Annotated in this window: 13 protein-coding genes and 1 tRNA gene; 9 read left to right on the top strand and 5 right to left on the bottom strand. The window is 64.6% G+C overall.

The window, feature by feature from the left end; all coding sequences use genetic code 11:
• The first annotated feature begins 63 nt into the window (after positions 1-63).
• Entirely contained in the window at positions 64-576 is a 513-nt protein-coding gene (locus tag H1S04_RS00955) for a murein L,D-transpeptidase family protein (RefSeq protein ID WP_181743693.1), read from the top strand.
• Positions 577-639: 63 nt separating this feature from the next.
• Here the strand turns inward: H1S04_RS00955 and H1S04_RS00950 are convergent, their stop codons facing one another.
• The 3 genes from H1S04_RS00950 to H1S04_RS00940 all read right to left on the bottom strand — a co-directional run bounded on the left by H1S04_RS00950 (position 640) and on the right by H1S04_RS00940 (position 4,496).
• Positions 640-2,094: an NAD(P)(+) transhydrogenase (Re/Si-specific) subunit beta gene (locus tag H1S04_RS00950; RefSeq protein ID WP_181745356.1), complete on the bottom strand. Its 1,455-nt coding sequence runs from the start codon at positions 2,092-2,094 to the stop codon at positions 640-642.
• 58 nt (positions 2,095-2,152) lie between these two features.
• Complete coding sequence (locus H1S04_RS00945; protein WP_181743692.1) at positions 2,153-3,727, bottom strand: Re/Si-specific NAD(P)(+) transhydrogenase subunit alpha; 1,575 nt, start codon at positions 3,725-3,727, stop codon at positions 2,153-2,155.
• 196 nt (positions 3,728-3,923) lie between these two features.
• Entirely contained in the window at positions 3,924-4,496 is a 573-nt protein-coding gene (locus tag H1S04_RS00940) for a hypothetical protein (protein ID WP_181743691.1), read from the bottom strand.
• A gap of 140 nt (positions 4,497-4,636) precedes the next feature.
• On the opposite strand from H1S04_RS00940, the gene pepN reads away from it, so the two are divergent.
• Together pepN and H1S04_RS00930 are read left to right on the top strand one after the other, a co-directional pair.
• A complete protein-coding gene (gene pepN / locus H1S04_RS00935) occupies positions 4,637-7,207 on the top strand; it encodes an aminopeptidase N (RefSeq protein ID WP_181743690.1) in 2,571 nt (856 codons plus the stop codon).
• A gap of 57 nt (positions 7,208-7,264) precedes the next feature.
• Complete coding sequence (locus H1S04_RS00930; protein WP_255435421.1) at positions 7,265-8,164, top strand: 1-acyl-sn-glycerol-3-phosphate acyltransferase; 900 nt, start codon at positions 7,265-7,267, stop codon at positions 8,162-8,164.
• Positions 8,165-8,237: 73 nt separating this feature from the next.
• Here the strand turns inward: H1S04_RS00930 and H1S04_RS00925 are convergent, their stop codons facing one another.
• Positions 8,238-9,086 carry an invasion associated locus B family protein gene (locus H1S04_RS00925; RefSeq protein WP_181743689.1) on the bottom strand — a complete coding sequence of 283 codons (849 nt, stop codon included), beginning with the start codon at positions 9,084-9,086 and terminating at the stop codon, positions 8,238-8,240.
• A 441-nt stretch (positions 9,087-9,527) separates the two neighbouring features.
• On the opposite strand from H1S04_RS00925, the gene H1S04_RS00920 reads away from it, so the two are divergent.
• A complete protein-coding gene (locus H1S04_RS00920) occupies positions 9,528-11,141 on the top strand; it encodes a helicase HerA-like domain-containing protein (protein WP_181743688.1) in 1,614 nt (537 codons plus the stop codon).
• Here the strand turns inward: H1S04_RS00920 and H1S04_RS00915 are convergent.
• Entirely contained in the window at positions 11,101-11,475 is a 375-nt protein-coding gene (locus tag H1S04_RS00915) for a DUF6477 family protein (protein ID WP_181743687.1), read from the bottom strand. The two genes, H1S04_RS00920 and H1S04_RS00915, sit on opposite strands and share 41 nt — an antisense overlap.
• A 216-nt stretch (positions 11,476-11,691) precedes the next feature.
• Here H1S04_RS00915 and H1S04_RS00910 point away from each other — a divergent pair, with 216 nt between their 5' ends.
• The 5 genes from H1S04_RS00910 to H1S04_RS00890 all read left to right on the top strand — a co-directional run bounded on the left by H1S04_RS00910 (position 11,692) and on the right by H1S04_RS00890 (position 14,607).
• The gene (locus tag H1S04_RS00910) at positions 11,692-12,864 is read left to right on the top strand and encodes a DUF6456 domain-containing protein (RefSeq protein ID WP_255435420.1); all 1,173 of its coding nucleotides are present in this window, start codon (positions 11,692-11,694) and stop codon (positions 12,862-12,864) included.
• A gap of 47 nt (positions 12,865-12,911) precedes the next feature.
• On the top strand, positions 12,912-13,061 hold the full coding sequence (locus H1S04_RS00905) for a hypothetical protein (RefSeq protein ID WP_181743686.1): 150 nt from the start codon (positions 12,912-12,914) through the stop codon (positions 13,059-13,061).
• A 36-nt stretch (positions 13,062-13,097) separates the two neighbouring features.
• On the top strand, positions 13,098-14,060 hold the full coding sequence (gene lipA / locus H1S04_RS00900; protein ID WP_181743685.1) for a lipoyl synthase: 963 nt from the start codon (positions 13,098-13,100) through the stop codon (positions 14,058-14,060).
• 97 nt (positions 14,061-14,157) lie between these two features.
• A tRNA-Leu gene (locus tag H1S04_RS00895) sits at positions 14,158-14,241 on the top strand.
• An 18-nt stretch (positions 14,242-14,259) separates the two neighbouring features.
• A complete protein-coding gene (locus tag H1S04_RS00890) occupies positions 14,260-14,607 on the top strand; it encodes a hypothetical protein (protein WP_181743684.1) in 348 nt (115 codons plus the stop codon).
• Positions 14,608-14,614: the final 7 nt, after the last annotated feature.

Below are 14,614 nucleotides of genomic sequence, written 5' to 3'. Positions count from 1 at the left end.
GCACCGCCCTGCCCCAGCGGTCACAATGCGGCGCAAAACGGCGGGCGCATGAAAGGATAACGGATGCGGCGGGACTTCCTGAAACTGATGCTGGGCGGCGCCAGCCTGCTGGCGATTGCCAGCTGCTCGACCACCGATCCCAAGTTCAAGACCTATTCCGGGCCGCCCGTCACCCGCATCGACGTGTTCAAGTCGCGCCGCGTGATGACATTCTATTCCGGCACCCGCCCGATCAAGTCCTATAATTTTGGTCTCGGTTATGCCCCGGTCGGCAACAAGGAATACGAAGGCGACGGCAAGACTCCCGAGGGGCTCTACTATATCGACCGGCGCAATCCTAATTCGCGCTATCACCTCTCGGTCGGGATCTCCTATCCGAACGAGGCCGACAAGGCCCGCGCCCTGGCCCAGGGCCTGCAGGTGGGCAGCGACATTTTCATCCATGGCCAGGGTCCCGAGGGCCGCGTCGCCACCAAGCGCGACTGGACCGTGGGCTGCATCGCCGTGACCGATGCCGAGATCGAGGATATCTATGCCATGGTCCCCGATGGCACGCCGATCATGATCTATCCGTAACCTGTTGACACAATGGCAAAAGGGCGGCGCGTCGGCGCCGCCCTTTGTTCTTTGCGCGATCCCTTATTCGATCAGGGGCAGCAGCGCGTTCACGGAATCCTTGGCATCGCCATAGAACATCCGGGTATTTTCCTTGTAGAACAAGGGGTTCTCGATGCCGGAATAGCCGGTCCCCTGCCCCCGTTTGCTGACGAAGACGTTCTTGGCCTTCCAGACCTCCAGCACCGGCATGCCGGCGATGGGGCTGTTGGGGTCCTCCTGTGCAGCCGGGTTCACGATGTCGTTCGAGCCGATCACGATCACCACGTCGGTGTTGGGGAAATCCTCGTTGATCTCGTCCATCTCCATGACGATGTCGTAAGGCACCTTTGCCTCGGCCAGCAGCACGTTCATATGCCCCGGCAGGCGCCCGGCGACCGGATGGATCGCGAAGCGGACCTCCTTGCCGGCGGCGCGCAGCTTGCGGGTCAGTTCCGACACCGGCCCCTGCGCCTGCGCCACCGCCATGCCGTAGCCCGGCACAATGATGACGCTGTCGGCCTCGTTCAGGGCCGCCGCTACGCCTTCGGCGTCGATGGCGATCTGCTCGCCCTCGATTTCCGCCGCCGGACCGGTGGTGCCCCCAAAGCCGCCCAGGATCACGCTGACGAAGTTGCGGTTCATCGCCTTGCACATGATGTAGGACAGGATCGCACCCGAGGACCCCACCAGCGCGCCGACCACGATCAGCAGGTCATTGCCCAGCGTGAAGCCGATCATCGCCGCCGCCCAGCCGGAATAGCTGTTCAGCATCGAGACCACGACCGGCATGTCGGCGCCGCCGATCCCCATGATCAGGTGCCAGCCGATGAAGAAGGCGAGCGCAGTAATCAGCAGCAGCCAGAAGGTGCCCGGACCGACGCCGGCGCAGTAAAGGATCGTGAACAGCACCACCAGCGCCAGAGCACCGGCGTTCAGCAGATGGCCGCCCGGCAGCTTCCGCGGCTTGCCGTCGATCTTGCCGGCCAGCTTGCCATAGGCCACGACCGAGCCGGTGAAGGTCACCGCACCAATGAAGATGCCGAGCGCGACCTCGATCTTCAGCATGGCGATTTCGGGCGGGGTCTTGTGGGCCAGCACGGCGGCAAAGCCCTCGAAGGTCTGGGCGGCGTTGTTGCGCAGCAGACGGGTGACGCGGCCCAGTTCGAACTGGGCGTTGAAGCCGACGAAGACCGCCGCCAGCCCGACCAGCGAGTGCATGGCGGCGACCAGCTGCGGCATCTCGGTCATCTGGACACGCTTGGCCACCACCCAGCCGATGGCGCCGCCGATGGCGATCATCACCAGCGACAGCAGCCAGTTGCCCGAGCCCGGCCCCAGCAGCGTCGCCACCACGGCGAGCGTCATGCCGGCAATGCCGTACCAGACCGCACGCTTGGCGCTTTCCTGCCCCGAAAGACCGCCCAGCGACAGGATGAATAGCACCGCCGCCACCACGTAAGCGGCGGTGGTGAAGCCGAATTCTGGCAGCGCCGCCATCAGGTGGGCGGGCACGGCGGGATCGGAAATAACGACCACTTGCTCCATGGCGCCCTCCTTACGATTTCTGGAACATGGCGAGCATCCGGCGCGTGACCAGGAAGCCGCCGAAGATGTTGATGCCGGCCATCAGCACCGCCAGCATGGCCAGCAGGACCACCAGCCACGAGCCCGAGCCGATCTGCATCAGCGCCCCCACGATAATGATCGAGGAGATGGCGTTGGTGATCGCCATCAAGGGCGTGTGCAGCGAATGACTGACATTCCAGATCACCTGGAAGCCCACGAAGACGGCCAGCACGAAGACGATGAAATGCGACAGGAACGAGGCCGGCGCGAACAGCCCGACCAGCAGCATGACGACCGCGCCCGCGGCCAGCAGCGTGACCTGTGACCGGGTCTGGGCCTTGAAGGCGGCGACCTCGGCGGCGCGGCGCTCCTCGGGCGTCAGTTCTTTCTTCTTTTCCTTCGGCTTCTGCGCCGCGATGGCGGCGATCTTGGGCGGCGGCGGCGGATAGGTGATGTCGCCGTCATGGGTGACGGTGGCGCCCCGGATCACGTCGTCTTCCATGTTCTGCACGATCTTGCCGTCCTTGGCGGGCGTCAGATCGGTCAGGAAATGGCGGATGTTATTGCCGTAAAGCTCGGAAGACTGGGTGGCCATCCGCGAAGGGAAGTCGGTGTAGCCGATGATGGTGACGCCGTTTTCGGTGACGATCTTTTCGTCCGGCTGGGTCAGTTCGGCATTGCCGCCTTTTTCAGCGGCCAGGTCGACGATGACGCTGCCGGGCTTCATCGCCTCGATCATGTCCTTCGTCCAAAGGATCGGAGCATCGCGGCCGGGGATCAGCGCGGTGGTGATGACGATGTCCATCTGCGGGGCCAGCTCGCGGAACTTCGCCAGCTGCTTCTCGCGGAATTCGGGGCTGGAAGGGGCCGCATAGCCGCCCGTGGCCGCGCCGTCCTGCGCCGGTTCGTCGAATTCGAGGAAGACGAACTCCGCGCCCATCGATTCGATCTGCTCGGCGACTTCGGGGCGGACGTCGAAGGCATAGACCTGCGCGCCCAGGCTGACCGCGGTGCCGATCGCGGCCAGACCGGCCACGCCCGCACCCACCACCAGCACCTTGGCCGGGGGCACCTTGCCCGCGGCCGTCACCTGGCCGGTGAAGAAGCGGCCGAAATTGTTCGCCGCCTCGATCACCGCCCGGTAGCCGGCGATATTGGCCATCGAGGACAGTGCGTCCATCTTCTGCGCGCGGCTGATGCGCGGCACCATGTCCATCGCGATGGCGGTGACGCCCTGCACGCGCGCGGCTTCCAGCAATGCGGCATTCTGGGCCGGGTAGAAATAGGAAATCAGCGTCTGGCCTTCATGCATCCGCTTGATTTCGGCATCTTCGGGGGGGCGAACCTTCACCACCACGTCGACGGCCTCGGTCAGGGCCTTGGGCGTGGGATGAATGATCACCCCCGCCGCCTCGTAATCCGCATCCGAGAACCCGGCCCGCGCACCCGCGCCGGTTTCGATATGCACTTCATGTCCAAGCTTTTTCAGATGCGCCGTCGTGGAGGGCGTGATCGCCACCCGCGCTTCGCCATCCTGGCTTTCCTTCAATGCGCCAATCTTCATCGCCATCTCCCTCCGATGTCGGTCGGGAAAGGTGTATCATTGCGAAAGAATGGTTCACAAGCAATTGGCGCCCGGTAAGCTTGTGAAAATGTCCTGGCGGGTCATTGAAACTTTTGAAACAGGTGCAAAAAGGCCGCTGCACGTTGGTGCAGCGGCCCCGATGGCGCGATTTGCGCCGCTTTGCGTCCGTCCGGGATCAGTTGGCGGGCGGGGTCGTGGTGGTCGCAGGCGGCACGGCCGGAGTTTCGGTCGTGGTGCCTTCAATGGCGTCCGCGGCGTCGCTGGCCGCGCCTTCGACAGCCCTTGCGGCATCCGAGGCAGCCTCGCCGGCGGCCGTCGCTGCGTCCGAAGCCGCGCCTTCAACGGCGGTGGCGGCATCCGAAGCGGCTTCGCCCGCGGTGGTCGCGGCGGCGTCGCCCGCAGCAACGGCGGCCTCACCCGCAGCCTCGACGGCGTCACCTGCGGCGGCAGCGGCATCGCTGGCGGCTTCGGTCGCACTGTCGGCGGCGGCGGCGGCGTTGTCGGCGGCGGCTTCTGCATCGGTCGCCGCGGCGGCGGGCGCAGTTTCAGCCGGCGCGGTCACGGCGGGCTCCTCTACCACGACGGTATCGTCGTTGCCCATGAAGCGGGTCAGCACGAAGTAAGCGAGCGCCAGAGCCAGCAGGATGCCGATGATCAGCGGCAGCGGCGACGAGCGCTTTTCGACCGGCTCGACATAGGTTTCGCGCACGGTTGTCTTGTTCGGATCGTTCGGATCGTAGTTGGCCATGTAGGTCTCCTTCAGAATATCTGCCGGTTCGTTATTCGCCGCAGGAAAACCCCAGCGGCTTGCGAGGCGGCTATCTTGCGCTTAACTCGGAGAGACAGGACAAGTTCCCATTTGCAAAGCATTTTCCGAAAGGCCCGCATATGCCCGCTGCCCAATCCCAACAGACCCCGCATCTGCTGGCGGATTATCGCCCCTATCCTTTCGAGATCAGGCAGGTGCGGCTGGATTTCGCCCTGGATCCGAAGGCCACCGTGGTTCAGGCCGCTCTGGACATGGAACGCGTGCTTGCCGGCGATCTGGTGCTGGATATCGGCGCCGGCGTGATATTGCACCGGCTGGCGGTTGACGGGGTCGACCTGACGCCGGCGGACTGGACTCGCGCGGCCGAGACGCTGACCATCCACGCCGCTCTGCCTGCCCGCTTCACCCTGCAGAGCGAGGTCACCATCGACCCCTCGGCCAATACCGCCTTCGAAGGTCTGTATCTGTCGAACGGCATGTTCTGCACCCAATGCGAGGCCGAGGGCTTTCGCCATATCACCCCCTACCCCGATCGCCCCGATGTGATGGCCCCTTTCGAGGTGACCATCCATTCCGATCTGCCGGTGCTGCTGTCGAACGGCAATCCTCTGCGCGAGGAACCGGGACTGGCCGTCTGGCAGGATCCCTGGAAGAAACCCGCCTATCTGTTCGCGCTGGTGGCGGGCGATCTGCGCGCCGTTTCGGGCGAATTCACCACCATGTCGGGGCAGTCCGTCGACCTGAATGTCTGGGTCCGCCCCGGTGACGAGCCGCGCGCCGGTTACGCGCTCGACAGCCTGATCCGGTCGATGAAATGGGACGAGGAAGCCTACGGACGCGAATACGATCTCGATGTGTTCAATATCGTCGCCGTCGACGATTTCAACATGGGCGCGATGGAGAACAAGGGGTTGAACATCTTCAACTCCAAGCTGGTCCTTGCGTCGCCCGAAACTGCGACCGATGGCGACTATGAACGGATCGAAGGTGTGATCGGCCACGAATATTTCCACAACTGGACCGGCAATCGCATCACCTGCCGCGACTGGTTCCAGCTGTGTCTGAAGGAGGGCCTGACGGTCTTCCGCGACCAGCAGTTCACCGCCGACATGCGCAGCGCGCCGGTGAAGCGCATCAATGACGTGCTGACCCTGCGCGCGCGCCAGTTCCGCGAGGATCAGGGTCCGCTGGCCCATCCCGTGCGGCCGGAATCCTATATCGAGATCAACAATTTCTATACCGCCACCGTCTATGAAAAAGGGGCCGAGGTGATCGGTATGCTGAAGACGCTGATCGGCGACGACAGCTATCGCCGGGCGCTGGATCTGTATTTCGACCGCCATGATGGCGATGCCGCCACCATCGAGGACTGGCTGAAAGTGTTCGAGGACGCGACCGGTCGCGACCTGACCCAGTTCAAACGCTGGTATACCGATGCCGGCACCCCGATCCTGACCATGACCGAGGATTGGGATGCCGACGCCGGGCGCCTGACGCTGCGCTTCACCCAGTCGACGCCGCCCACGCCGGGCCAGCAGGACAAGCCTGCCCGCGTGATCCCGATCGCCGTGGGGCTATTGTCACCCAATGGGGACGAGGTGGTGCCGACCACCGTTCTGGAAATGACCGAAGCCGCGCAGGACTTCACCTTCGACGGTCTGGCGACGCGGCCGATGGTCTCGGCCCTGCGGGGTTTTTCCGCGCCGGTGGTCCTGAAGCGTGACCTCTCGGCCTCGGACCGGGCCTTCCTGCTGGCCCATGACACCGACCCCTTCGCCCGTTGGGAAGCGGCGCGCGAACTGGCGCGCGACACGCTTCTGGCCATGATCCGGGGGGCGGCGCCGGATGCGGAATATCTGGCGGCGATTGGGCGGCTTCTCGCCGACCCGGCGCTGGATCCCGCCTATCGCGCGCTGTGCCTGAAACTCCCCGCCGAGGAGGAGATCGCCACCGCCGTGAGCGATGCCGGTGGCGTGCCCGACCCCGATGCGATCCATGCCGCCCGCGAGGCCCTCGCCTCAGAGATCGCCCGCAGCCATCAATCCGCGCTGGAGGCGGTCTATCAGGACAGCGTCCTCACCGGCAGCTTCAGCCCGGATGCCGATTCGGCCGGAAAGCGGTCGCTGCGGCTGGCCGCGTTGGGGCTGCTGAACCATATCGACGGCGGCGAGCATGCCGCCGCGCTCTATGCCTCGGCCAATAACATGACCGAACGCGCCGCCGCCCTTGCCGCCCTGATCGCGGCCGGCCGGGGCGACACCGAGGTGAAGGCATTCTATAACGAATTCAAGAATGTCCGATTGGTCATCGACATGTGGTTCATGCTGCAGCCGCTGAACACCGAACCCGCACAGGCGGTGGCGGTGGCGCGCGGCCTTGCGGCTCATCCCGACTTCGACTGGAAAAACCCGAACCGTTTCCGCGCTCTGATCGGCGGCCTCACGGCGAATCACGCCGCTTTCCACGCGGCGGATGGATCGGGCTATGATTTTCTCGCCGACTGGCTGCTGAAGATGGACCCGCTGAACCCTCAGATCGCCGCCCGCATGTCGAGCGCCTTTGACAGCTGGCGCAAATACGACCCGGCCCGGCAGGAGAAAGCCCGCGCCGCGCTGGATCGGATTCTGGCTACACCGAAGCTGTCGAAAAACCTGTCGGAAATGGTGACGCGCATCCGCAACGCCGCCTGAAATCTTGCCCCTGCCCCCCTCTTGCAGGTCCGGGCGGGGGCAAGATAGTCTGACGCCATGACCCGCGCGCACATCACTCCTCGCGACGAGATGCAGCACCGTCTCGACCCGCTTGTCGAAGAACGGGCGCCATGGCTTTTTTCAGGCCGGCTGCACCATACGCTGGCCCGGCGGCTGCTCATGCGGATGCTCGGTTATCCCCGTACGCTGGAACTGGGCGCCGAATTCCGCGATGCCCCCACGGCGGAAATCTTCGCCCGGATGGAGCGGATGATCATCCGCGATCTCGAGGTTTCCGGGCTGGAACATATCCCCAAGGACGGCCCGGCGCTGATCGTGGCCAATCATCCGACGGGAATCGCCGACGGGATCGTGTTGTATTCGCTGATCAGACGGGTGCGACCCGACCTGTTTATCTATACAAATCAGGATATTCTGCGCGTCCTGCCGCAGCTTGAGGATCTGATCGTGCCGGTCGAATGGCGGCTGGAAAAGCGCACCCACGCCAAGACCCGCGCGACGATGGAACAGACCCGCGACTGGCTGGCCAGGGACCGAATCGGGCTGATCTTCCCCTCTGGCCGGCTCGCCAAACGGCGCGGCCTGACGCTGCATGAACGGCCCTGGATGGCCTCGGCGGCGATGATCGCGCGCAAGATGGACGTGCCGGTGATTCCGTTGCGGATCCGGGCGCGCAATTCGATCCTGTTCTATCTGTTCGACGCCATCCATCCGACCCTGCGCGACGTGACCCTTTTCCACGAGGTGTTGAACAAGGCCGATCAGCAATATCAGATCACCATCGGCGCCCCCGTCGCGGCGAAATCGCTGCCGGTCAAAAGCGACGAGGCGATAGATATGCTGCGCCGCATCGTCCTCGCCCTGCCCGAGCCCGCCGATACGCGGCCCGTTTCAACCTCGCGGCTGGTCAAGCGCCGGATCATCAAGCACGTCTGATCCCGGTACCTCCGACCCGCGTGAAAAAAAGGGGGCCTTGCGGCCCCCTTCTGTGTTTTGTCTTGCGATCCGCTTACTGCGCAGGGGCGGCCGGGGCGTCAGTCGCCGGTGCCGGTGCTGCCGGGGCGGCGGCTTCGGCTGCTTCGGCCTTGGCACGCATCTCTTTCACCGAGGTTTCCAGCGCGGCATAGGCGGCGGTGAAGCCTTTCAACGACAGGTTCAGGTTCACCACGGCTTCCTTCGGCGCCCCGTAGGGCAGCACGCTGATGGTGGCGGTGTTGCCGCGCTTCAGACCGGCCAGCTCATCCGCGGTCAGCCCCACGCGCGAGACGCAGCCGACAGGGGCGCAGAAATTGAACGGATAGGCTTTGACCGCGCCCGAATCGACCTTCAGCTTGATCCCTTGCTGCAGATCGGTTTCCAGCGGCGACACCACCGTCGCGCCCGCCGCCGCCTGGCCGCCATTGGCCAGCGGGATCAGGGTCATTTCCGCGACGGAGTTGCCCTCGCCGTCCTTCATCAACTGATACAGCTCGCAGGGATCGGCGTCGTTCTCGGTCTTGATGCAGCGCATCTGCCAGGAATCGAAGGTCTCGGCCACATAATAGGCGCCAACCTGCGGTTCGCCCGTAGCCGCGCCTGCGGGCGCCGGGGCCGGCGTCTCAGTGGTGGCTGCAGCAGGGGCCTCGGCCGGGGCGGCAGGTGCGGGCGCAGTCGGCGCGGGCGCTGCGTCTGCGGCGGGTGCGGCATCGGTGGCCGGCGCAGGTGCGGTATCTGTGCCAGGCGCGGGCGCAGCATCGGTCGCAGGTGCAGCATCCGTGGGCGCCGGTGCCGGGGTCTCGGTCGCGGTTTGCGCCATCAGCGGCGCCGCGCTCAGCGCGAGAATCGCCGCCAGCGCGGTCGAGGTGATTTTCGGTGACATGCATGTCTCCTTCCGTGAATGCGGTCGCAGCAGGGTTAGCACCTGCGCAACGGAATGTCAGGGCCGAACGAAAAAACCTGCTGTCACAGTTCCGTCACGGGATTGTGGCAAGAACCTCGGTGTAACGGTCTGATAAGGATCAAAAAAGGGCCACGCGAGCGTGACCCTTCTCTCCCTGCCGGACTGGCCGGTCATCATGATTGATGGGACGGTAATGTGCGGTGCCCCCGACAGTCAACTATCCTTTCGGATAGTTCATTAATGTTGGGGAAACGAAAAAAGCCGCGCCCGAGGGCGCGGCAGTCCAACAGGGAGGAAGTGTTCAGGAAGGGACCGAAGGCCCCGTGAACAACCCCAGTCTGGCACAAATTAATTAACTTAGTATTCTCTTTCCGTGCGCATGTTTCGCGCTTCGGCAAAAAAGCACCACTGAGGCCCCGGATGAACGTGATCGACCTGGACAATGGCAGTATTTTCGTTGGCGGCGCAGGGCCGAATTACGGCGAACCCGAAACGCTGCTGATGAAATATGCCAATCGGCATGGCCTGATCGCGGGCGCGACGGGGACCGGCAAGACCGTAACGCTGCAGACGCTGGCCGAATCACTCTCGCAGGCCGGGGTACCGGTGTTTCTGGCCGATGTTAAGGGCGACCTGGCCGGCATGGCCAAGGCGGGCTCGGCCGAAGGCAAACTGCATGACAGCTTTGCCAAACGCGCCGAGCAGATTGGAATTGATCTGCAATATCAGTCTTATCCGGTGACTTTCTGGGACGTTTTCGGTGAAAAGGGCCATCCGGTCCGCACCACGCCGGCCGAGATGGGACCGCTGCTGCTCGCCCGGCTGCTGAACCTGACCGACGTGCAGGAAGGGGTGCTGAACATCGCCTTCCGCGTTGCCGACGAACAGGGGCTGGCGCTGCTGGATCTGAAGGATCTGCAGGCGATGCTGCTCTGGATCGGGCAGAATGCGGCCGATCTGTCGCTGAGCTATGGCAATATCAGCGCCGCCTCGGTCGGGGCGATCCAGCGCGCGTTGCTGGTGCTGGAAGGCGAAGGCGGCAACAAGCTGTTTGGCGAACCGGCGTTGCAACTGTCGGACATCATCCGGCAGGACGCCTCGGGGAAAGGTGTGATCAATATCCTGGCGGCGGACAAGCTGATGAACGCGCCGCGGCTCTATTCAACCTTTCTGTTGTGGCTGCTGTCGGAACTGTTCGAGCAGTTGCCCGAGATCGGCGACCCGGCCAAGCCGGTCTGCGCCTTCTTCTTCGACGAGGCGCATCTGCTGTTCGATGACGCGCCCAAGGCGCTGGTGGACAAGGTCGAACAGGTGGCGCGGCTGATCCGGTCCAAGGGTGTCAGCGTCTGGTTCATCAGCCAGAATCCCACCGATGTGCCCGAAGAAATCCTGGGCCAGCTGGGCAATCGCGTGCAGCATGCCTTGCGCGCCTTTACCGCCAAGGACCAGAAGGCGTTGCGGCTGGCAGCCGAAAACTATCGCCCCAATCCCGATTTCGATACCGCCGAGGCGATCCAGCAGGTCGGGACCGGCGAAGCGGTGACCTCGTTCCTGGACCCAAAGGGGGTGCCGGGCGTGGTGATGCGCACGCTGATCCGCCCCCCATTCTCGCAATTGGGGCCGATCACCGAAGCCGAGCGTGCGGCGATCATTGCCGCCTCGCCCATGGACGTGAAATATAACAAGACTCTGGACCGCGAATCTGCTTCGGAACTGATGGGCAAGCGGGCTGCCGAGGCCGCTGCGGAAGCGCAGGCTGTCGCCGCCCCAGCGGCAGATGATGCGGATCTGTGGGAGGTCGGCGGCAAGCCGGATGAGAAATTCACCCGCGCCCGCCGCTATGACCCGAAGCTGACCATTCCCGTCAATAACGACGGCAGATCTGGCAGCAAATCCCGTAGCGATTCCACCAAACGCCGTTCCGGCAGCGACACGGTGCTGGAGACCTTCGGCAAAAGTGTCGCGCGTGAACTTGGCCGCTCCGCCCCGCGCATCATGCGCGGCGTGCTGGGCGGGTTGTTCCGCGGGCGTTGAAGGCAATCACGTTGCTGGTAGCCTGCGGAATCGCCTCGGCCTGAAGGCGAAGTTCGGCCAGAAGCGCAATGATCAGCCGCACATGGCGATGCAGATCATAATCGGCGCGTCCCTCGCGCCGGGCGGTGTCGGCTGCCTGCTCCGCGCCGCGCAGAATCCGCAGCGCTGCCGGGTTTGACGGCAGCGTTTCACGCCCCAACAGGCGCGGCAGATCCCGCTCGCGCCGCCATCCGGCCTGTCCCGCCCTGGCGGCACGAATCAGCACGGCCGGGCGCAGCAGCGGCGCATGTTGCGAAGCAGTATCGAAGATGGCGGGGTCGTTCATGAAGCTCATCGCGAATCCTCCTGTGCGGTGATGTCGCGGCAAAGTTCACACAACTTTAACGTGCGTTGCCGAAATCGCATGTGCAACGTCCGACCTAGAAGGAAATCTTTAGGGATTGTTAGGAAATATGCAGTTCTGCTTAACCATAACCTGTCCCAAAAGGCAGGTGAGACACCAAGCGGGCGACTCGCTGCCGACCTGCCCGCCACCAGACAAGGGACGAATATGACCATTTTGACGCCAGATTTCGGTATGGCCGGCGCGGTCCTTCCCAAGGCGCTTGGGGGCGCCGCGGTCGGGCCCGTTCTGGCATCTGCCGGGACAGCCAGCGAAGACAGCCTGGCCGAGGATGCTCGGCTGTATCTGCGCCATGTCGAAGGTGGCGAATCGATCCGCGCCATCGCCCGCGAGTCGGGCTGTCATGCCTCGACCATCCTGCGTCGGATCCGCCGTTTCGAATGCCGTCGCGATGACCCGCTGGTTGACGGCGCCTTGCAGGACATGGGGGTCAAGGCCCTGCCCCCCCGGAGCGACCGCGCCAATCAGGACCAGACGCGCCGGGTGTTGCGCCGGCTGGCCGAGCCGGGTGCGGAAATGGTGGTGGCCGCAGGGATGGAAAAGGCCATCGTTACCCGCGGGGAGGTGCGCACCGCCATTCTGGACCGCAAACTGGCCGAGGAATTCGCCCTGAACGCCTGGGTCGAGCAGTTGTCCCACGGTGGCCGAATGATCCGCTATCGCCTGTCGGCGGCAGGTCGCGCGACGCTGCGGCGGCTGGGGGCGACCGACGGCGGCCTGCCCCGCGCCAGCGATTTCGCCGATGCCAAGCCCGTGTGCATCGAAACACCGATGCCCGGCATGGCCGAAGACCCAACCGCTTTCGTCCACGCCGATCAGCACCGCGTCTGGGGGACCCGCGAACTGCCCGACCTGGAGGACGGCAAGCCGCGCCGGATGCGGGTCAATCTGGCCGAAAGCCCGCTGCAATTGCTGGCCCGGCGCCGCGACGGCAAGGGCAAGCCGTTTCTGGATGCCGATCTCGTCGCGGCGGGCGAGCGTTTGCGCGAGGATTTCGAAACCGCCCAGATGGGTCCGCGCGTCACGCAGAACTGGGACCGGTTCATGACCTCGGGTATCGACGAATCGATGCAGGCGGGGCGTCACCCCGGCGGTTCCGACCGTGCCCGCGCGCGCGTGGCCGAGGCGCTGCGCGAGCTTGGACCCGGCATGGGCGATCTGGTTCTGCGGGTTTGCTGCTTTCTGGACGGGTTGGAAATGACCGAGCGCCGGCTGGGCTGGTCGGCTCGATCCGGCAAGGTGGTGTTGAAACTGGCGCTGGAGCGGCTGGCGCGCCATTATGCCGACCGCTATGGCCCAGGTGGCCCGTTGATCGGCTGACCCGCACCACCGTCTGCAAACAGCGCCTGCCTGCAAAAAGGTCGCCCATGGGCGACCTTTTCCTTTTTGCAGCCACGTTGGCGCTGCCCCGGACGCTCTTTGCCGTGGAGATCGAGGATGCGGGCCGCGCCGTCGGCCGTGCCTTAAGCGCATGCATGGCTGCGTTGCCGGACAAGGCGTTGATCGCGGGCGCGTAAAGGATTAACTCGGGGAAGACCCGACAAGAGGCCGCCATGTCCGAACAGCCCCCCGCCCTTCGCGCCGCCCGCGCGCGCCATCCCGAAAAGGCGCATCGCCCCGATCAGGCGCAGCCGAAAAAGCCCGACTGGATCCGCGTCAAGGCGCCGACCTCGCAGGGCTACAAGGACACCCGCGACATCCTGCGCGAGAACAAGCTGTCGACCGTCTGCGAAGAAGCCGGCTGCCCCAATGTCGGCGAATGCTGGAGCCAGGGTCACGCCACCATGATGATCATGGGCGAGATCTGTACCCGCGGCTGCTCGTTCTGCAACGTGATTACCGGTCGGCCCGACGCGCTCGACCCGTTCGAGCCGGGTCGCGTGGCCCATGCGGTCCAGAAGCTGGGCCTGAAACACGTCGTCATCACTTCGGTCGACCGCGACGATCTGGAGGATGGCGGGGCCGAACATTTCGCGCAGGTGATCCGCGCGATCCGGCACCGCTCTCCCAGTTCCACCATTGAGGTTCTGACGCCGGATTTCCTGAAATGCGGCCCCCGCGCGCTGGAAATCGTCGTCGAGGCGCGCCCTGACGTGTTCAATCATAATCTTGAAACCGTGCCGGGCCTCTATCCGACCGTGCGGCCCGGCGCGCGTTACTTCCATTCGCTGCGGCTCTTGCAGCGCGTGAAAGAGCTGGACCCCGCGATGTTCACCAAATCCGGCATCATGGTCGGCCTCGGCGAGGATCGGCAGGGCGTGCTGCAGGTCATGGATGACATGCGCGCCGCCGATATCGACTTCATGACCATCGGCCAGTATCTGCAGCCGACACCGAAGCATCACCGGGTCGATCGCTTCGTGACACCTGACGAGTTCAAGGGCTACGAGAAGTCGGCCTATGGCAAGGGTTTTCTGATGGTTTCGGCCACGCCGCTGACGCGGTCGTCCTATCACGCCGGCGACGATTTCGCGCAGTTGCGCGCGGCGCGGTTGACCAGGCTCGGCCGCGCATAATTCGGTTGCGGGGCGCGCGCGGGACGGGTATTTCCCAATCCATCCAATCAGGCGCCTGCGCCGAATGGGTGAACGCGATGCAGCCGATTTTGGTCGCGGGGGTGTGGCGGAATGGTAGACGCGACGGATTCAAAATCCGTTTTCGCAAGAAGTGTCGGTTCGAGTCCGACCACCCCTACCAATAGTATCAAGTGGTTAGATGACGAAACGCGCCCTGCCCCGTCTAAGCCTGCTTGTCTCTCTGCTGATGCTGGGGGCCTGTACTGATTCCACGGGCGATTATCCGGCGCTGATGCCGACCGATCGCTTGCTGGCCGAACCCGCAATTCCCGGACATGCCGGCATCGCCATGAACAGCCCCGATCAGGTGGTTTCGGATCTGCAGGCTGCGGGTGCAGCGCTGGCGGTTTCCAAGGCCGAGGTGACGGCCGCGCAGATCACCGACGATGCCGCCCTGACGGCGCGGGCCGACGCCTTGCGCGCCAAGGCCGCAGCTCTGTCGGCCGGGCGCCCTGTCTGCGCAGATCCGGCCGCGACGGATTGCTGATCCCGCC

Source organism: Paracoccus sp. S1E-3 (assembly GCF_013868135.1).
Classification (GTDB): Bacteria; Pseudomonadota; Alphaproteobacteria; order Rhodobacterales; family Rhodobacteraceae; genus Paracoccus.
This window is presented reverse-complemented; position numbering and strand designations above follow the sequence as displayed.